This is a genomic window from Streptomyces sp. 3330 (assembly GCF_031456635.1).
GTDB lineage: Bacteria > Actinomycetota > Actinomycetes > Streptomycetales > Streptomycetaceae > Streptomyces.
Genome location: NZ_JAVDVA010000010.1, coordinates 69,166 through 87,584, shown reverse-complemented (window position 1 = coordinate 87,584; position 18,419 = coordinate 69,166). Strand labels below are relative to the sequence as shown.

Annotated in this window: 18 protein-coding genes; 7 read left to right on the top strand and 11 right to left on the bottom strand. The window is 69.5% G+C overall.

Features of this window, described 5'->3' with window-relative positions; all coding sequences use genetic code 11:
• Nucleotides 1–25 precede the first annotated feature (25 nt).
• Nucleotides 26–1,780 (bottom strand): globin domain-containing protein, encoded by a 1,755-nt coding sequence (locus J2X68_RS18540; RefSeq protein ID WP_310433652.1) that lies wholly within the window; start codon nt 1,778–1,780, stop codon nt 26–28.
• A 405-nt stretch (nt 1,781–2,185) separates the two neighbouring features.
• The gene (locus J2X68_RS18535) at nt 2,186–2,818 is read right to left on the bottom strand and encodes an HAD-IB family phosphatase (protein WP_310433651.1); all 633 of its coding nucleotides are present in this window, start codon (nt 2,816–2,818) and stop codon (nt 2,186–2,188) included.
• A 233-nt stretch (nt 2,819–3,051) separates the two neighbouring features.
• Here J2X68_RS18535 and J2X68_RS18530 point away from each other — a divergent pair, with 233 nt between their 5' ends.
• Nucleotides 3,052–3,918 carry a GNAT family N-acetyltransferase gene (locus tag J2X68_RS18530; RefSeq protein ID WP_310433650.1) on the top strand — a complete coding sequence of 289 codons (867 nt, stop codon included), beginning with the start codon at nt 3,052–3,054 and terminating at the stop codon, nt 3,916–3,918.
• A 70-nt stretch (nt 3,919–3,988) separates the two neighbouring features.
• Here the strand turns inward: J2X68_RS18530 and J2X68_RS18525 are convergent, their stop codons facing one another.
• On the bottom strand, nt 3,989–4,408 hold the full coding sequence (locus tag J2X68_RS18525; protein WP_310433649.1) for a heme-binding protein: 420 nt from the start codon (nt 4,406–4,408) through the stop codon (nt 3,989–3,991).
• A 188-nt stretch (nt 4,409–4,596) separates the two neighbouring features.
• The gene (locus tag J2X68_RS18520; protein WP_310433648.1) at nt 4,597–5,811 is read right to left on the bottom strand and encodes an MFS transporter; all 1,215 of its coding nucleotides are present in this window, start codon (nt 5,809–5,811) and stop codon (nt 4,597–4,599) included.
• A 143-nt stretch (nt 5,812–5,954) separates the two neighbouring features.
• On the opposite strand from J2X68_RS18520, the gene J2X68_RS18515 reads away from it, so the two are divergent.
• The gene (locus J2X68_RS18515; protein ID WP_310433647.1) at nt 5,955–6,446 is read left to right on the top strand and encodes a MarR family transcriptional regulator; all 492 of its coding nucleotides are present in this window, start codon (nt 5,955–5,957) and stop codon (nt 6,444–6,446) included.
• A gap of 9 nt (nt 6,447–6,455) precedes the next feature.
• The gene (locus J2X68_RS18510; protein ID WP_310433646.1) at nt 6,456–6,908 is read left to right on the top strand and encodes a GNAT family N-acetyltransferase; all 453 of its coding nucleotides are present in this window, start codon (nt 6,456–6,458) and stop codon (nt 6,906–6,908) included.
• Between the two features lie 63 nt (nt 6,909–6,971).
• On the opposite strand, the gene J2X68_RS18505 is transcribed toward J2X68_RS18510, so the two are convergent.
• A complete protein-coding gene (locus J2X68_RS18505) occupies nt 6,972–8,357 on the bottom strand; it encodes a serine hydrolase domain-containing protein (protein WP_310433645.1) in 1,386 nt (461 codons plus the stop codon).
• A gap of 58 nt (nt 8,358–8,415) precedes the next feature.
• Complete coding sequence (gene dnaB / locus J2X68_RS18500) at nt 8,416–9,894, bottom strand: replicative DNA helicase (RefSeq protein WP_310433644.1); 1,479 nt, start codon at nt 9,892–9,894, stop codon at nt 8,416–8,418.
• A 458-nt stretch (nt 9,895–10,352) separates the two neighbouring features.
• Here dnaB and J2X68_RS18495 point away from each other — a divergent pair, with 458 nt between their 5' ends.
• Complete coding sequence (locus J2X68_RS18495; RefSeq protein ID WP_310433643.1) at nt 10,353–11,690, top strand: MATE family efflux transporter; 1,338 nt, start codon at nt 10,353–10,355, stop codon at nt 11,688–11,690.
• 181 nt (nt 11,691–11,871) lie between these two features.
• Here J2X68_RS18495 and rplI read toward each other — a convergent pair whose 3' ends face one another.
• The 4 genes from rplI to rpsF form a co-directional block, all read right to left on the bottom strand.
• Nucleotides 11,872–12,318 (bottom strand): 50S ribosomal protein L9, encoded by a 447-nt coding sequence (gene rplI / locus J2X68_RS18490; RefSeq protein WP_020130673.1) that lies wholly within the window; start codon nt 12,316–12,318, stop codon nt 11,872–11,874.
• 18 nt (nt 12,319–12,336) lie between these two features.
• A complete protein-coding gene (gene rpsR / locus J2X68_RS18485; RefSeq protein ID WP_020130672.1) occupies nt 12,337–12,573 on the bottom strand; it encodes a 30S ribosomal protein S18 in 237 nt (78 codons plus the stop codon).
• 82 nt (nt 12,574–12,655) lie between these two features.
• Nucleotides 12,656–13,264 (bottom strand): single-stranded DNA-binding protein, encoded by a 609-nt coding sequence (locus tag J2X68_RS18480; protein WP_310433642.1) that lies wholly within the window; start codon nt 13,262–13,264, stop codon nt 12,656–12,658.
• A gap of 78 nt (nt 13,265–13,342) precedes the next feature.
• On the bottom strand, nt 13,343–13,633 hold the full coding sequence (rpsF, locus tag J2X68_RS18475) for a 30S ribosomal protein S6 (RefSeq protein ID WP_006604399.1): 291 nt from the start codon (nt 13,631–13,633) through the stop codon (nt 13,343–13,345).
• 287 nt (nt 13,634–13,920) lie between these two features.
• Here rpsF and J2X68_RS18470 point away from each other — a divergent pair, with 287 nt between their 5' ends.
• The 3 genes from J2X68_RS18470 to J2X68_RS18460 all read left to right on the top strand — a co-directional run bounded on the left by J2X68_RS18470 (nt 13,921) and on the right by J2X68_RS18460 (nt 16,692).
• A complete protein-coding gene (locus J2X68_RS18470) occupies nt 13,921–14,232 on the top strand; it encodes a hypothetical protein (RefSeq protein ID WP_310433641.1) in 312 nt (103 codons plus the stop codon).
• A 213-nt stretch (nt 14,233–14,445) separates the two neighbouring features.
• The gene (gene femX / locus J2X68_RS18465) at nt 14,446–15,567 is read left to right on the top strand and encodes a peptidoglycan bridge formation glycyltransferase FemX (RefSeq protein ID WP_310433640.1); all 1,122 of its coding nucleotides are present in this window, start codon (nt 14,446–14,448) and stop codon (nt 15,565–15,567) included.
• A 93-nt stretch (nt 15,568–15,660) separates the two neighbouring features.
• Entirely contained in the window at nt 15,661–16,692 is a 1,032-nt protein-coding gene (locus J2X68_RS18460; protein WP_057606322.1) for an alanine racemase, read from the top strand.
• A 123-nt stretch (nt 16,693–16,815) separates the two neighbouring features.
• Here the strand turns inward: J2X68_RS18460 and J2X68_RS18455 are convergent, their stop codons facing one another.
• Nucleotides 16,816–18,315 carry a glycosyltransferase 87 family protein gene (locus J2X68_RS18455; RefSeq protein WP_310433639.1) on the bottom strand — a complete coding sequence of 500 codons (1,500 nt, stop codon included), beginning with the start codon at nt 18,313–18,315 and terminating at the stop codon, nt 16,816–16,818.
• Nucleotides 18,316–18,419: the final 104 nt, after the last annotated feature.

Sequence of the window (18,419 nt, the reverse complement as noted above, 5' to 3'; positions counted from 1 at the left end):
CGGGAGCGTCCTGCGGGGCGCCGGGTCAGCTTCCGGTCGCGACCAGTTCCTCGACCGAGTCGTGACGTATGCGCTCGGAGGGGATGCCGACGCCCCGCAGCGCGTCCACCCCGCTGCGGATCATGCCGGGCGGGCCGGCGACGTAGGCGTCGTACTCGGACCAGGGCCCGAAGGTACGTATCGCGTCGGGCAACTGGAGCAGGCCGTGCCGGTCGACCACCGGGCGGACCTCCAGCCAGGGGTGGGACTGCTTGAGCCGGAGCATCGTGTCGATGTCGTACAGGTCGTGATCGCTGCGCGCGCCGTAGAACACCTCGACCTGGCGCCGGGTGCCGTGCTCGGCGACGTCCTCGACCAACGCCTTGATGGGGGCGATGCCGGTGCCGCCGCCCAGGCAGAGCAGGCCGCTGTTCCTGGTGTGGTCGACGGTCATGGAACCGGCCGGGGGGCCGAGCCGGATGACGTCGCCGGGCCGGGCGCGGTGCACCAGGGCGCTGGAGACCCAGCCCGCGGGGACGGCCTTCACATGGAACGCCAGCAGGCCGTCGGAGCGCGGCGCCGAGGCGAAGGAGTAGTGCCGCCAGATCCGCGGCCACCAGGGCGTCTCCAGGCTCGCGTACTGCCCGGCGAGGAAGGGGTAGGGCTGGTTGGGGCGGACGGTGAGGATCGCCACATCGGGCGTTCTCAGATCGTGCGTGACGACCTCCGCGTACCACCAGGGCGGGGCGCGCAGTTCGTCCACGGCCGCCGCGTCGATCATGACCTGCGAGATCGTGGTGTAGGTCCGGACCCAGGCCGCCTCCGTCTCGGCGTTCCACACGGCGCCCGCGTACTTGCTCAGCGCGCCGATGAGGCACTCGCCGACGGCCGGGTAGTGCTCGGGCCTGGTGCCGTACTTGCGGTGACCGCGGCCGAGGTTCTGGAGGTATTCGACGAGGACCGCCTTGTTGTCGATGTGCTCGGCGGCGGTGAGCAGGGCCTTGAGGAGCCGGTCCCGTTGGGCGTCCATCGCGGGCGGGAACAGCGAGCGCAGGTCCGGGTGGCGGACGAACAGCAGCGCGTAGAAGTACGACGTGACCTTGTCGGCGACCGGGGCCACCTCGGCCATCGTGCGCCGGACGAGGACGGCGTCCGGGGAGGCGTTGCCGACGGGCGTCGGCCCTTGTGCGGACGTCACGGAATCGGCGGGCGGGGTGGTGACCTGCCGCACGGCCGGAGGGGGCTCGGCGAGCGCCGTCCGCTGCGAGGAGCCGGACCCTTCCGCGGACACGGTCTGCTGCGGTCGGGGCTGCGACTGCGACCGCACGGATGCCTGTGGTTGAGCGGGTGCCCAAGGGGCCGTGCCGCCTCGGGTGGCGTCGGGCGTTCCGGGCGGGGCCGGTCGGGCCGGCGTCTCGGGCGGGGCCTCTGTCCGAGGCCGCGCGGGGGACGGCGCTTCGGCGGGGTGGCGGTCCTCGACGGGGGACTCCTGCCGGGGCGGCGACTGTGGCTGTGCGCTCGCGGGGGCGGGCATCGCGTCGTCGGGGGCGGGTCGTTCCGGGGGTATTCGGCTCTCGGCATCCGTCGTGCCGCCCTCGGGCGCCTCGCCGTGGGAGTCCGCCGCGTTCCGGCCCACGGGGCGCAGTGCGGCCAGGCGACGGCCCTCAGAAGCCCCCTGCTCGCCCCGCGGAGCCGGCTCCGGCTGCTTGCGCGGTGTGAACCATCCGTCCCCGCCGCCGGAAGTGCCGTTGTCGGCCGACCTGCTGGTCGGAGCGTCCATGGTGTGCCTCGCCTCGAACATCTTTCGGTCGGTCTGCGCACTTCCTGGATCGGAAGGTGCCTGCTTCCCCCGCAGACGGCTTGCTTTTCCGTTCGGTTCCACGACCGGAACCGGCACGGTCCACCCGTATTTCCCCTCCGCACCCGCACGTAAGGCGCGTGTGCGAGGTGGGGCGGCACTCCCACCGCAGCATCCCATCCTGTCCGGACGCTCGGTCGCATCACCGGAAATGCGGGTCTTCGATCTCTCCGTCCCGTTAGGCTGCATTGCCCTGTTCTCGGCTCGCCCGGAATGCATGCACCGCATGACGCGCACGTCGTTCCGGAAGCGAACCGGAGTCGACCATACCGGCCGCCGTCCGCCGCACAAGTCCCGCCCTTCCGTCCCTGTGACCCGTCGGCCGCGCGAACCGCGGATTTTCCTCAATCAGCGTACGTGGCATACCAATTCATAGGCCTCCCACAGATCCCTTCCCCCATAGGAGTGGGTCGCGAGGCCCGCCAGATGACGGTCCGCGTTGACCGCCACGGAGACCGGCACGACTCCGAACAAATCCTTGTCGGAGAGCGAATCGCCGTAAGCGACACAGTCGTCCCGCGTCACCCCGAACTCCGCGCAGAGCCGGTCGGCGATCAGCACCTTCGCCGCCGCGTTCAGTACTCCCTCCGGGTCCATGGGCTCGGTGAAAGGCACCGCCTGGAAACGGGACCCATAGGTCGCGTGGGCGCCCCAGCCAAGGAGCCTTTCCACGAAGAAGGAAGGCGAGAGAGACACGACCGCGCAGTACTCTCCCCTGCGCCTTATCTCCGCCCAGACGTCATGTATGCGTGCCAGCCACGGCGCCCCCTCGAACGCCGCCGCCACATGCTCCTCGGTGAGCTGCGTCCAGAGGTCGTACACCTGCGCCGCGTACTCCGGTGGCCCGATCAGGCCCGCCGAGATCGACTGCTCCAGCACGAGTGTCTCGGCCTCCAGACCGAGTTGACGCGAGATCTCCATGGGAGCGGACGTTCCGTGCAGCAGCGTGCCGTCGAGGTCGAAGAGGTGAAGTCTCGCCATGATCCGAGGCTAACGGGCAGCCCCGACACCTCCTGAGTGGACTTCTCCCGGGTCGCCCTTCGCCCCTGTTTCACGTGAAACACTCGCGCGCCTCCGCACGCTGGGCAGTGGGCCATGAGTGGTGGGCAAGGGGCCGCGAACAACGGGCGGTGGGCGACGGCATGGCCAAAAGCACATGCGTCCCAGGGGAAACAGGTGGACGCCAGCGGTCCGGGTCGGACAGCCTGACCTGCGTGCCGACTCCTTCCCTCACCGCTCTGCCCATCCGCCGTCTGACGCACCGCGACCTCACCGCCTGCGCCGACTTGTCCGAAGACCGGGGGTGGCCACGCGAGGAGCACAAGTGGGGCCTGCTCCTCTCGGCCGGAACGGGCTACGGCATCGACGACCCCGACGGCGGTCTCGTCTGCGCCTGCGTCGTCAGCGAGTACGGCCCGCACGGCCGCCCCGCCCTCGGCGCGATCGGCATGGTGCTGGTCGCCGAGCGTCATGCCCGACAGGGCGTCGGCCGACGGCTGATGCGACACGTCATCTCGCTGATGGGCGCCACCCCACTGACGCTGCACGCCACGCCGAACGGGCGGCCGCTCTACGAGGAGCTGGGCTTCAAGACCACCGGCCGGGCGGAAATGGTGCGCGGGCTTCTCACGCCGGACGAGACGGCGTCGGACGTCGTCACCCGCGCGGCCACCGCCGAGGACCTCACCGCGATCCTCCGGCTCGACGAGGTGGTCTTCGGCACCGAGCGGACGCATGTGATCGCCCGCCTGCCCGCCTTCGCCGACCAGTTGCGGGTCGCCGAGGAGGGCGGCCGGATCATCGGTTACGCGGCCGCGTGGCCCAACATGGACACCCAGGTCGTGGGTCCGCTGATCGCCCGGGACACGAGGACCGCGAAGGCCCTGCTGTCCTCCCTCGCCGCCCGCACGGACCGGCCGCTGCGCACCGACATCGACGTACGGCACGAGGAACTGCTGGAGTGGGTGAAGGCACACGGCCTGGAGTCCGTCGCCTTCAACTCCGTGATGACCCACGGGATCACGGAGCTGCCGGGCGACTGGCGCCGCCGGTTCGCCCCGCTGACGGTGGCGGCCGGCTGAGCCGGGCGGGACGACGGAACGCCGGTTCCCGTGATGGTCGGAAACCGGCGTTCAGCGTCGACGCGTCAGCTCAGGAGAGCGTCTCCACGGCAGCCGTGGCGAAGCCGTGGTCCTGCTCCGGAGCGCCGCCCCCGACCCCGATCGCGCCGATCAGACGGCCGTCGCGGTGCACCGGCACCCCACCCGCGATGAACAGCAGCGGCCGGTCGAGCGCGGTGGGCAGGGTGTGGAAGGGGCCGCCCGGCTGCACGGCGTCGACGAGGTCGGCGGTGGGGGCGTTCAGCTGAAGCGCCGTGTACGCCTTGCGCGTGCTCGTCTCCCCGGAGATCAGCACGGCCCGGTCGTCGCGGCGGAAGGCCAGCAGCTGGCCTCCGGCGTCCAGGACGGTGACGCTGACCGTGACCCCGGCGGCCTCGGCGGCATCGCGTGCGGCCGCGACGAGGGCTTCGGCGTCGTGGATGGTCAGGGGCGCGAGGGTGGTGGTGCTCATGGGGGGAACTTCTCCTTGCGATGTTCTCGGAGCTTGTCGGGGTTCTCGGAGCTTGTCGGGTTCTCGTGGCGGGTCGGGTTCTCGTGGCTCGACCTGACCGGGGTGTCGGGGACTCCCAGGGCGCGCGGTCGAGGTGCACGGATGGTCGGGGAGCCGGGGCGTTCTCGGCCACCGATGTGACGGCGGGTTCAGCGCCGGCCGGCCGGCTGCCGCTCGACGGGCGTGCCGTCCGCGACGACGGCGCCGCCGCCGGGGGCCTTGTCACGGCGCTCCAGAGCGGCCGAGACGACGGCGAGGAGCAGGGCGCCCGCGGCGAGGACGGCACCGACCCAGTTCGGGGCGGTGTAGCCCAGGCCTGCGGCGATGACGAGGCCGCCGAGCCAGGCGGAGAGCGCGTTGCCGAGGTTGAAGGCGCCGATGTTCACCGCGGACGCCAGCGTCGGCGCGCCGTGGGCCTGGTCCAGGACCCGCTTCTGGAGCGGCGGCACGGTGGCGAAACCCAGGGCGCCGATCAGGGCGATCGTGACGGCCGCCAGGATCTTGTTGTGGGCGGTGAGCGTGAAGAGCGCCAGGACGACCGCCAGGGCGCCCAGAGAGACGTAGAGCATCGGCATCAGCGCGCGGTCGGCGTACTTGCCGCCGACGAGGTTGCCGCCGACCATGCCGAGCCCGAAGAGGACCAGCAGCCAGGTGACGGATCCGTCGGCGAAGCCGGCCACGTGCGTCATCATCGGCGCGATGTAGGTGATGGCCGCGAAGACGCCGCCGAAGCCGAGAACGGTCATCGCCATGGCGAGCAGCACCTGGGCGTTCTTGAAGGCGGCCAGTTCGTGCCGCAGGTGCACTCCCTCGGCTCGCGGCATCTCGGGCACGAGCTTGGCGATACCGGCCAGGCCCACGACGCCGAGCAGGGCGACGATGGCGAAGGTGAAGCGCCAGCCGAGGCTCTGCCCGACGAGCGTGCCCAGCGGAACGCCCACGACGTTGGCGACGGTGAGGCCGGTGAACATCATCGCGATGGCGCCGGCCTTCTTGTCCGGGGCGACCAGGTCCGCGGCGACGACCGAGCCGATGCCGAAGAACGCGCCATGGGCGAGCGAGGCGACCACCCGGCCGATCAGCATCACAGCGAACGAGGGAGCCACCGCCGACAACAGGTTGCCGGCGATGAACAGGCCCATCAGCAGCATCAGCATCCGCTTGCGGGAGATCTTGGTGCCGAGAACCGTCATGAGCGGGGCGCCGAACATGACTCCGAGCGCGTAGCCGGTCACGAGGAAGCCCGCCGTGGGGATGGACACCCCGAAATCGCCCGCGACCTCGGGCAGCAGACCCATGATCACGAACTCGGTCGTGCCGATTCCGAAGGCCCCGATCGCGAGGGCCAGAAGCGCGAGAGGCATAGGAGGTAACACCTTCCGAGAAGATTGCAGATGCGCTTTACGTGCTCCCACAATAGTTGCACACGCGGGCTATATGCAAACGCCGTATATTGCAGGATTGCTCTATCCTGGTCTCAGCCGCTCCGGGACGGAGGAGAACCCCCATGACTGCGACGGACCCCGCGCTCACCGCTCTCGCCCAGGGCTGGTGCGCCCTCTCCCTGCTGCACGGCAGGATCGAGGCCCACATCGAGCGCGCGCTTCAGACCCGGCACGACCTGAGCGTGCGCGAGTACTCCCTGCTCGACGTGCTCAGTCGGCAGCACGACGGCGAAGGGGGACATCTGCAGATGAAGCAAGTGGCCGACGCGGTCGTCCTCAGCCAGAGCGCGACCACCCGGCTGGTGACCCGGCTCGAGGACCGCGGCCTGCTCGAGCGCTATCTGTGCCCCACCGACCGCCGCGGCATCTACACCAACGTCACCGAAGCCGGTCTGAAGCTGCTCGCCGAGGCCCGCCCGACCAACGACTCCGCCCTGCGCGAGGCACTCGACGAAGCCGCCAGGAACGCGGAACTGGCTCCGCTGGTACGGGTCGTGGAGTCGCTGAACGCACCCGTCGCCGCGAACACGCCCACCCCGGCCCTGGGCGCATAGGGTGCGGGCATGGGAGATCTTGAAATACGGGCCGCCGTCGCCGAGGACGTCCCCGCGATCGTCGGCATGCTCGCGGACGACCCTCTGGGCGCACAGCGCGAGTCGCCGGACGACCTCAGCCCCTATCTGACCGCCCTGGAGCGGCTGACCGCCGACCCGAACCAGCGGCTGGTCGTCGCCGTCCGTGAGGGCCGCGTCGTCGGGACGCTCCAACTGACGATCGTCCCGGGCCTGTCCCGGCGCGGCTCGACCAGGTCGATCATCGAAGGTGTGCGGGTGCACGCCGACGAGCGGGGCAGCGGTCTGGGCACGCGGTTCATCGAGTGGGCGATCGAGGAATCACGGCGTGAGAACTGTCAGTTGGTGCAGCTCACCTCCGACAGCACACGCACCGACGCCCACCGCTTCTACGAGCGGCTGGGCTTCACCGCCTCGCACGTGGGCTTCAAGCTCCAGCTCTGAAGACCTCACCGGACGGAAGCGCCTTGTTTCACGTGAAACAGGGCGCTTCCTTCTCCCGGCCGGCTAGCCGATGCCGCGCCAGCCCTCCGGATCGACGCCACCGGGCACAGCGGCCCCCTCCTCGTACGGCTGACGCGTGAACACGAAGGACCCGAGGTCCAGGTGGTCCACGCTCCCGTCAGGCCGCCGTACGGGCCGCAGGAGCTCTCCGGCGTAATAGCCCTCCAAGCCGGTCCAGGTGCCGTCCCCGTTCGGCCTGAACCGGGAGCTCCGGCCGGCGCCGGACACCGGCCCCAGGGAGACCAGCCCGTCGGCCGTCACCCGCAGGGCGACGGGGCTGGTCCCCCAGTGCCACGGGCCCGCCAGCTCCAGGACGGCCGGGTCCGCCTCCCGCAGCGGACGCCACGGCTCGGGAATCCGCGGCTCGGCCTCGGCGACGATCCGTACGAGGTCGGCGGCGACCTGGGACGTCATGAGGCCGGACGTGCAGTTGGCGAGCACCACCGCGGCCACGTCGTCCGCCACACCGACGGTGAGCGTGGCCAGGAAGCCCGGCACCGAGCCGGAGTGGCCCACGAGCAACCGGCCGTCCCGGTGCTGGATCTGCAGACCGAGTCCATAGGTGGCGCCGTCCGCCACTTCCGCCGGCCCGGCCGGCGCCGCGGGTGTCCCCATCTCGCGCAAGGTCTCCGCGCTCAGGACACGGTCGTCGCCCCGGGCCAGGAAGGCGGCGAATCGCGCCAGGTCAGCGGTTGTGGACCAGAGCTGGCCCGCCGGGGCCATCCGCCCGAAGTCCTCGGTGGGCTCGGGCAGCAGCACGTCGGCCCAGGGGTGGACCGCCCAGCCCCCCGCGGCCGGGGTCTGCGGCTGGACACTCGTACGGTCGAGCCCCAGAGGTTCGAGGACTTCCCCTCGTAGCACCTCGTACCAGGGCGCCCCACGGAGTTCTTCCACGAGGGCACCGAGGAGTGCGTAACCGGGGTTGGAGTAGTGGTACCGCCGGCCGGCCGGAGACGGGGCCGCCTGGTCGCCGAGAACGTCGGCGAGCCCGGGCCGCAGCGAACCGGGGGTCCGCTCCCACCAGGGGCCGGGCGACTCCGCCGCCAACCCGCCGGTGTGGGCCAGCAGTTCGGCCACCGTGGCCTCCCCCGCGCCGGATCCGGGCAGATGCTTCTCCAGCGGGTCCTCGAGGTCGAGCACTCCCTCGTCACGCAGGCGCAGCACGAGCACGGCGGTGAAGGTCTTGGTGATCGAGCCGATCCGGTACTGCACGTTCTCGTCCGGCGCGTGCCCGTCGACCGACGTCCGCGCCCCGTGCCACACGGCTCGTCCGTCCCGTACGACCGCGGCGACCAGCGACGGGGCCCGCCCCTCGGTCTGGGCCACGGCGATCCGGTGCAGCAACGCCCGCCGGGTACCGGGCAGCAGCTCTTCCTGAGGTGTTGTCATGGGTCCAGTCCACCCTTCCGGGTGCCCGGCGTCGAGTTCATTCCGCCGGGGCAGCGGATCAGGTCTGCGCCATGTCCACGAAGCGGGAGTAGTGGCCCTGGAAGGCGACGGTGATCGTGGCCGTCGGGCCGTTACGGTGCTTGCCCACGATGATGTCGGCTTCGCCCGCGCGCGGGGACTCCTTCTCGTAGGCGTCCTCGCGGTGCAGCAGGATCACCATGTCGGCGTCCTGCTCGATGGAGCCGGACTCACGCAGGTCGGACACCATCGGCTTCTTGTCCGTGCGCTGTTCGGGACCACGGTTGAGCTGCGAGAGCGCGATCACCGGGACCTCCAGCTCCTTGGCCAGCAGCTTGAGGTTACGGGACATGTCCGAGACCTCCTGCTGGCGGCTTTCGGAGCGCTTGGAGCCACCGGCCTGCATCAGCTGGAGATAGTCGATGATCACGAGCTTGATGTCGTTGCGCTGCTTCAGACGGCGGCACTTGGCCCGGATCTCCATCATCGACAGGTTCGGGGAATCGTCGATGTACAGCGGTGCGGAGGACACCTCCGGCATCCGGCGCGCCAGCCGGGTCCAGTCCTCGTCCGTCATGGTGCCGGAACGCATGTGGTGCAGAGCGACGCGGGCCTCGGCGGAGAGCAGACGCATCGCGATCTCGTTGCGGCCCATTTCCAGGGAGAAGATGACGCTGGGCAGATTGTGTTTGATCGACGCCGCGCGCGCGAAGTCCAGCGCGAGCGTCGACTTGCCCATGGCGGGACGCGCCGCGATGACGATCATCTGGCCGGGGTGCAGACCGTTGGTGAGCGAGTCGAGATCCGTGAACCCGGTGGGCACACCCGTCATCTCGCCGCTGCGTGAACCGATCGCCTCGATCTCGTCGAGGGCGCCTTCCATGATGTCGCCGAGCGGGAGGTAGTCCTCGCTGGTGCGCTGCTCGGTGACCGCGTAGATCTCGGCCTGGGCACGGTTGACGATCTCGTCGACGTCGTCGTCGCCCGCGTATCCCATCTGGGTGATGCGGGTGCCGGCCTCGACCAGGCGGCGCAGCACGGCCCGTTCGTGGACGATCTCCGCGTAGTACTCGGCGTTGGCGGCTGTCGGCACCGTCTGTACGAGGGTGTGCAGATAGGACGCGCCGCCGACCTTGTTGATCTCGCCGCGCTTGGTCAGCTCGGCGGCGATGGTGATGGGGTCGGCCGGCTCGCCCTTGGCGTAGATGTCCAGGATCGCCTGGAAGATCGTCTCGTGCGCCGGCTTGTAGAAGTCGTGGCCCTTGAGGACCTCGACCACGTCGGCGATGGCGTCCTTGGAGAGCAGCATGCCGCCGAGGACGGACTGCTCGGCGTCGAGGTCCTGCGGTGGCACCCGCTCGAAGGCGGTGCCACCGCCCTCCCACTCGCCGCTGTCCCGGCCGCGGTCGTGCTGTTCGTCCCGACCGCGCCCCCCTTCGCCGCGCCGCCGGGCCGGAGGCAGACGATCACTGGGTCCACTGTCGGCCCACGGGTCGTCCAAGGGCTCGGAAATGCTCACCGAGCAGCCTCCTCCCGTCCGCCGAGCGGACCTCGCCATGCCTTCTTTCTACGGCACGGCACTGACAATCGAGAGCGCCAACTCCGTTTGTGGCGCGTCGGTTTTATGAGGGTTTCCTCGGCCGACGGACGGAGCGGGCGCCGGACCACGGTAGGCCCGTCTGCACCGTCAGCCAATCTGGTTATCCACAGGCCATGTGGACGACGGCCCCGATGCTGTGGAGAACTCCGTAAAACCTGTGCACGACCCGGTGGACAGCCCTGTGAACAAGACCTCGACTTTTCTTGCGAAGCCTTCCTGACCTGGCCTTTCCCCATCCACCGGCTGTGCAGAAGAAAAAGTTGCCCGGTCGGACCAAGATCTCTTCGAACGGCGCGCAGGACGCTACACGGCGTGAGGAGAGGTAAGGGTCACTTACCGACTGGATCTCTTACCTGTGGACGATTAGATTGGTGCTCATGACACAGGCTCCCGCGCCCGCCGAGGCCGTCCGGCGGCGGCACGATCGAGAGATCGTCGCACTGGCCGTCCCGGCTTTCGGAGCGCTCGTCGCCGAGCCGCTCTTCGTCATGGCCGACAGCGCGATCGTCGGCCATCTGGGCACCGCCCAGCTGGCAGGACTCGGCATCGCCTCCGCCCTCCTCACGACCGCCGTCAGCGTCTTCGTCTTCCTCGCCTACGCCACCACCGCCGCCGTGGCGCGCCGCGTAGGCGCGGGTGACCTTCCGGCGGCCATCCGCCAGGGCATGGACGGCATCTGGCTGGCGCTGCTGCTCGGCGCCGCCGTGATCGCGGCCACCCTGCCCACCGCCCCGGCGCTCGTGGAGCTCTTCGGCGCCTCGAACACCGCGGCTCCCTACGCGACCACCTATCTGCGCATCTCTGCGCTCGGCATTCCGGCCATGCTCGTCGTCCTGGCCGCGACCGGTGTCCTGCGAGGGCTCCAGGACACAAGGACCCCGCTGTACGTCGCCGTCGCGGGCTTCGTCGCCAACGCCGCGCTGAACGTCGGCCTCGTCTACGGCGTCGGTCTCGGAATCGCCGGTTCTGCCTGGGGCACCGTGATCGCCCAGTGGGGCATGGCCGTGGTCTACCTCGCCGTGGTGGTCCGCGGAGCACGGCGCCATGGCGCGTCGCTGCGCCCTGACGCCGCGGGCATCAGGGCCTCGGCCCAGGCCGGCGTTCCCCTGCTGGTCCGCACACTGTCGTTGCGGGCCATTCTCATGATCGCCACCGCCGTGGCCGCCCGACTCGGGGACGACGACATCGCGGCCCACCAGATCGCTCTGGGCTTGTGGAGCCTGCTGGCCTTCGCCCTCGACGCCATCGCCATAGCCGGGCAGGCCATCATCGGGCGGTATCTCGGTGCCGACGATGCCCAGGGCGCCCGTGACGTGTGCCGCCGCATGGTGCAGTGGGGCATCGCCGTGGGTGCGCTGCTCGGCCTGCTGGTCGTGATCGCCCGCCCTCTGTTCCTGCCGCTCTTCACCAGCGACCCGGCGGTGAAGGAGGCCGCGCTGCCCGCACTGCTGGTGGTGGCACTCTCCCAGCCCATCTGCGGCATCGTCTTCGTGCTGGACGGCGTGCTGATGGGTGCGGGAGACGGCCCGTATCTCGCCTGGGCGATGGTGCTCACCCTGGCCGTCTTCGCTCCGGTGGCCCTGCTGGTGCCGGTCCTCGGTGGCGGCCTCACAGCGGTGTGGGCGGCGATGACGCTGATGATGGCGGTCCGGATGCTGACCCTCTGGCTCCGTGCCCGCTCCGGCCGCTGGATCATCACCGGAGCCACCCGCTGACCGTTTCACGTGAAACCTGCGGCCGCTGAGGTGGCCGTTCCGGCAAGGCCGGTGTTCCACGTGAAACGCCGTTTCCGGCAGGGAGGCACAGGGCCGACGTTTCACGTGAAACGAGCAAGCAGAAGGGGCCGCACCCCATGGGGTGCGGCCCCTTCTCAGCTCTTCGAGCCAAGTGCGGCGATCAGGCCGCGACGACCTCGATGTTGACCTTGGCGGCAACCTCGGGGTGCAGACGCACGGACGTCTCGTGGGCGCCCAGGGTCTTGATCGCCGAGCCGAGCTCGATGCGGCGCTTGTCGACCTCGGGGCCACCGGCAGCCTTGATCGCGGAAGCGATGTCGGCCGGGGTGACGGAACCGAAGAGACGACCGGCGTCGCCGGAGCGAACGGCCAGACGGACCTTCACGCCCTCGAGCTGGGCCTTCACGGAGTTGGCCTGCTCGATGGTCTGGATCTCGTGGATCTTGCGAGCGCGACGGATCTGCTCGACGTCCTTCTCGCCACCCTTGGTCCAGCGGATAGCGAAATTCCGCGGGATCAGGTAGTTGCGAGCGTAACCGTCCTTGACGTCGACGACGTCGCCGGCGGCACCGAGGCCAGAGACCTCGTGGGTGAGGATGATCTTCATTTTTCGGTCACCCTTCCCTTATCGCGCCTGGGCGGTGTACGGCAGCAGCGCCATCTCACGGCTGTTCTTCACGGCCGTGGCGACGTCACGCTGGTGCTGCGTGCAGTTGCCGGTCACGCGGCGGGCACGGATCTTGCCGCGGTCGGAAATGAACTTCCGCAGCATGTTCGTGTCCTTGTAGTCCACGTACGTGACCTTGTCCTTGCAGAAAGCGCAGACCTTCTTCTTAGGCTTGCGCACAGGCGGCTTCGCCATGGTGTTTCTCCTGTGTGATCAAGAAGTTGGGATACAACCCGCCCTCGGCCCCGACGCGCCCGGTGACCCGGGCACGAACGGCCTAGAAGGGGGGTTCGTCCGAGTAGCCGCCGCCGGAGCCGCTGCCGCCGCCGGAGTTTCCACCCCAGCCGCCGCCACCGCCGGCACCCTGGCTGCCACCGGCGGGAGCGCCGGTCGCCCACGGGTCTTCGGCCGGAGCGCTGCCGCCCTGCTGGCCGCCGCCGGAGTTTCCACCCCAGCCACCGCCCTGCTGGCCGCCACCGCCACCGCCGCCGTAACCACCCTGGCCGCCCTGGCCACCGCGGCCGGAGGCCTTGGTGACCTTGGCCGTGGCACTGCGCAGGCTGGCGCCGACTTCCTCGACGTCCAGTTCGTAGACCGTGCGCTTGACGCCCTCACGGTCCTCGTAGGACCGCTGCTTCAGCCGGCCCTGCACGATGACGCGCATGCCTCGCTGGAGCGACTCCGCGACGTTCTCCGCCGCCTGACGCCAGACCGAGCAGGTCAGGAACAGGCTCTCGCCGTCCTTCCACTCGTTCGTCTGGCGGTCGAAGGTGCGGGGAGTGGACGCGACACGGAACTTCGCGACCGCCGCACCTGAGGGGGTGAAGCGCAGCTCGGGGTCGTCGACAAGATTGCCGACGACCGTGATGACGGTCTCGCCTGCCATGGGGGAACCTCTCGGCGGGTTTGCTGCTGGCTGCTGGTGCTGCTACTCAGAATCCCGAGATCAGCTGAGCGGGAGAGCTCAGTGGGTCTCGGGACGGAGGACCTTGGTCCGGAGGACCGACTCGTTCAGGTTCATCTGGCGGTCGAGCTCCTTGACGACCGCAGGCTCGGCCTGCAGGTCGATGACCGAGTAGATGCCCTCGGGCTTCTTCTTGATCTCGTACGAGAGACGACGGCGGCCCCAGGTGTCGACCTTCTCCACCTTTCCGTTGCCCTCACGGACGACGGAGAGGAAGTTCTCGATCAGCGGGGAGACAGCGCGCTCCTCGAGATCGGGGTCGAGGATGACCATCACTTCGTAGTGACGCATGTGGAACCCACCTCCTTTGGACTCAGCGGCCACGGTCGATCCGTGGCAGGAGGGTTGTGATGCGTACGCAACGGTATCGGCCGCCACTGACAATCGGGGGCCGGCAAGCGACTTCCCCGCTCTCAGGTGGACGGACACCCTGGCTAGGCCTGGGCAGACACCGGTGCAGACGGTACAGACTACCTGCACACACGCTTCCGGTTGAAATCCGGCGTGGATGACCGTCAGTCTGTACACGTCGGGTGTGTATGGCGCTACGATGCGCCGCCTTCCGCAGGAGGTGCCCCATGGCACAGGCATTGCGACCCAATACCGCCGGTTCTCTCTTCGCCACCGACGGCAAAGCCCATCCCATCCAGGACACCCTGCTCGCAGTGACCCTGGTGCTCGGCGTGACGGCCTTCATCACGTCGTTCTTCCACAGCCTTCATCTGCTCAGCTCCTGGGCGGGCCTGGTGGGAATCCTGACCGGCGCGTACGGACAGTGGATCTCCGAGACCACCCGTGAGCGCTTCGGCCTGATCCTGGGTCTCGGTGCCGCGGGGGTCGGCTTCTTCATCGGAATGGCCAACGGCGGCCTCTTCGGCGGAGTCTGGTGATCCGACCGGCGCCGGCGCCCGCCCCAGGAGCACCGTCGGCGCCGGAAGACGCGTAGGACACCTACGAATCAGGACGGAACGCCCCGGCCGCGCGCGGGCCGGGGCGCAGGTTCCGTACGCCCAGTCGGGCAGCTCGCAAGGCGCAGTAGGCTTCGGCGCGAGAGCCGGAGCCCCTGTACCCATGGGGACACACCAGCCCGAGGAGCGCCCCGAATGAGCCTGACCCTGAGGACGATCAGCCGCGAGCAGCATCTGGCATACATCCAGAGCCTGCCGTCGGCGAGCCACATGCAGGTTCCGGCCTGGGCCGATGTGAAGGCCGAGTGGCGTTCGGAGAACCTCGGCTGGTTCGACGAGCGCACCGGTGAACTGGTCGGCGTGGGCCTCGTCCTCTACCGACAGCTGCCGAAGATCAAGCGCTACCTGGCCTACCTCCCCGAGGGCCCGGTCATCAACTGGTACGCGCCGAATCTGACCGACTGGCTGGAACCGATGCTCGCGCACCTCAAGCAGCAGGGCGCCTTCTCGGTGAAGATGGGCCCGCCGGTGATCATCCGTCGCTGGGAGGCCACCTCCATCAAGGCCGGCATCCAGAGCCCCGACGTGAAGAGACTGCGCGACATCGAGGCCGACTTCATCGAGCCGCGCGCCTTCGAGGTGGCCGACAAGCTGCGCCGCATGGGCTGGCAGCAGGGTGAGGACGGCGGCGCCGGCTTCGGTGACGTACAGCCGCGCTACGTCTACCAGGTGCCGCTGGCGAACCGTTCCCTTGAAGAGGTCCACAAGAACTTCAACCAGCTGTGGCGCCGCAACATCAAGAAGGCCGAGAAGGCCGGGGTCGAGGTCGTCCAGGGCGGTTACCACGACCTGGAGGAGTGGCAGCGGCTGTACGAGATCACAGCCGTGCGGGACCACTTCCGGCCGCGCCCGCTCTCCTACTTCCAGCGCATGTGGTCGGCCCTCAACACCGAGGACCCCAACCGCATGCGGCTGTACTTCGCCCGCCACAACGGCGTGAACCTGGCAGCGGCGACGATGCTGATCGTCGGCGGCCACGTCTGGTACTCCTACGGCGCCTCCGACAACATCGGCCGTGAGTTCCGGCCCTCGAACGCGATGCAGTGGCGGATGCTGCGCGACGCCTACGCGCTCGGCGCGACCGTCTACGACCTGCGGGGCATCTCCGACTCGCTGGACGAGACCGACCACCTCTTCGGTCTGATCCAGTTCAAGGTCGGCACGGGCGGACAGGCCGCGGAGTACCTCGGCGAGTGGGACTTCCCGCTGAACAAGCTGCTCCACAAGGCTCTCGACATCTACATGTCGCGCCGCTGACGTCACGTTCAGTGATTCGATATCTCTGACACCTCCGACACCTCTGACGCGTTTCCCCACACCGCAGCCACGAGAAAGGTCCCAGGTCCGGCCATGGCGCTCACCCTCTACGTCGACACCGCGCGCTGGCGGGCGCACCACAAGCACGTGCAGGAGCAGTTCCCGGGACTCGTCCCGGTCTGCAAGGGCAACGGCTACGGCTTCGGGCACGACCGGCTGGCCGAGGAGGCCACCCGGCTGGGCTCGGACGTCCTCGCCGTGGGCACGACGTACGAGGCCGCGCGCATCAAGGACTTCTTCGGCGGCGACCTGCTGGTGCTGACGCCCTACCGGCGCGGTGAGGAGCCCGTCCCGCTGCCCGACCGTGTCGTGCGGTCGGTGTCGTCGATCGACGGCGTGTACGGCCTCGTGGGCGCTCGGGTGGTCATCGAGGTGATGTCGTCGATGAAGCGGCACGGCATCAGCGAGCAGGACCTGCCGCAGCTGCACGCCGCCATCGAGAACGTCAGGCTCGAGGGTTTCGCCATCCACCTCCCGCTGGACCGCACCGACGGCTCCGACGCCGTCGAGGAGGTCATCGGCTGGATGGACCGGCTGCGCGCGGCCCGGCTCCCGCTGCACACGATGTTCGTCAGCCACCTCAAGGCCGACGAACTCGCCCGGCTGCGGCAGCAGTTCCCGCAGACCCGCTTCCGCGCCCGTATCGGCACGCGGCTGTGGCTGGGGGACCACGAGGCCACCGAGTACCGCGGCGCCGTCCTCGACGTCACGCGGGTCTCCAAGGGCGACCGCTTCGGCTACCGCCAGCAGAAGGCGGCCTCCGACGGCTTCCTGGTGGTCGTGGCGGGCGGTACGTCGCACGGGGTGGGTCTGGAGGCCCCCAAGGCCCTGCACGGCGTCATGCCGCGCGCCAAGGGCGTCGCCCGGGCCGGCCTCGCCACGGTGAACCGGAACCTCTCCCCGTTCGTCTGGGGCGGCAAGCAGCGCTGGTTCGCGGAGCCGCCGCACATGCAGGTCTCCATCCTGTTCGTGCCCTCGGACGCCCCGGAGCCGCATGTCGGCGACGAACTCGTGGCCCATCTGCGGCACACCACCACCCAGTTCGACCGGATCGTGGACCGCTGAGGCGCGAGCGCCGCAGCACGCAGCGACGGGAAGGGCCGTACACGGAGTCTCCGTGTACGGCCCTTCCCGTTGGCCCGTTGGCCCGTTGCCGGGCGCCGACGCCCCGGGCTGCCTCCTGTTCGCTCAGAGCGAACTGCCGGGGGCGTCCTGCTTGCCCCAGTCCACCTGGGGCCCGTCGAAGTGGGAGGCGTGCCGGGGCGGATGCGCCGCGGCGCCGAGTACGAAGACGTCCTCCGCGCCGTCGAGCACACCGCCCGAGGGATCGTCGTCGCCCGCCTGGCGCACCACGTCCCGTTCGGGCATCAGGATGTCGCGCACGACCACGCCGCACAGGTAGAGCGTTCCCAGCAGGTGCACGCCGATGGCCCAGTGGTAGCCGTCGGTCGGCAGGCCCTTGTGGGCGTCTCCGCTCGTCGTGTACGCGAGGTACATCCAGATGCCCAGGAAGTACGCGACCTCGCACGCCTGCCAGATCAGGAAGTCCCGCCACTTCGGCCGGGCCAGCACCGCCAGCGGCACCAGCCACAGGACGTACTGCGGCGAGTAGACCTTGTTGGTCAGGATGAAGGCCGCCACGATCAGGAAGGCCAGCTGGGCGAAGCGGGGCCTGCGGGGCGCGGTCAGCGCCAGCACGGCGATACCCGCGGCGCACAGCACGACGAGAAGCGTGGCGAGGGTGTTGACGCTGTCGGTGGTGAGAGGGTCGCTGGAGTTCTGCGCCATGATCAGCCAGAAGGAGCCGAAGTCCACGCCCCGTTCCTGGCTGAACCGGTAGAACTTCGACCACCCGTCGAAGGCGAAGAGCATGACGGGCAGGTTCACCACGAGCCAGGCGACGACCGCACCGCCGAAGGCCTTTCCGAAGTCCCGCCACTTCCCCGCACGCCAGCACAGGACGAACAGGGGACCGAGCAGGAAAACGGGATACAGCTTGGCGGCCGTGGCGAGCCCCAGGAGGACGCCGAAGGCCAGGGACCGGCCCCGCGACCACATCAGCATCGCCGCGGCCGTCAGAGCGACCGCCAGGAGGTCCCAGTTGATGGTCGCGGTCAAAGCGAAGGCGGGCGCCAGGGCGACCAGCAGGCCGTCCCAGGGGCGCCGGGCGTGCGTCCGGGCCACGCAGACGGCGATGACGGCCGCGCACGCCATCAGCATCCCGGCGTTGACCATCCAGTACCACTGTTCCTGATCCTGGATGCTGCCGCTGCCCGGCGTCAGCCAGTTGGCCACCTCCATGAACACACCGGTCAGCACCGGGTACTCGAGGTAGTCCATGTCGCCGGGGAGCTTGTCGAAGTACGGCACGAGTCCGTCGGCGAAACCGCGTCCCTGGTAGAGGTGCGGGATGTCCGAGTAGCAGGCGTGCGTGTACTGGGTGGTGGCGCCGAAGAACCAGCCGCCGTTGTAGCAGGGCGCCTTCTGGATCAGTCCTAGGGCGAACATCCCGATCGCCACGAGCGCGATGATCCGCACGGGCGTCCACCAGGACGTCCCGAGCAGGGCCCGGCGGCCGAGGGGGCCGCCGATCAGCTCACTGCCGGCCGTGGCCACCGGGTCGTCGATGGTCGGCTTCACCGGATCCGGCTCGTGCACGCGCGTCGGCGTCGATTCTGCACTGGGCATGAGCGACATCCTGCCGTACGGACCTAGGAAAACGCCGAGGGCCGCCCCACCTCGTTCGGTGGAGCGGCCCTCGTTTCACGTGAAACATGCCCATGTTTCACGTG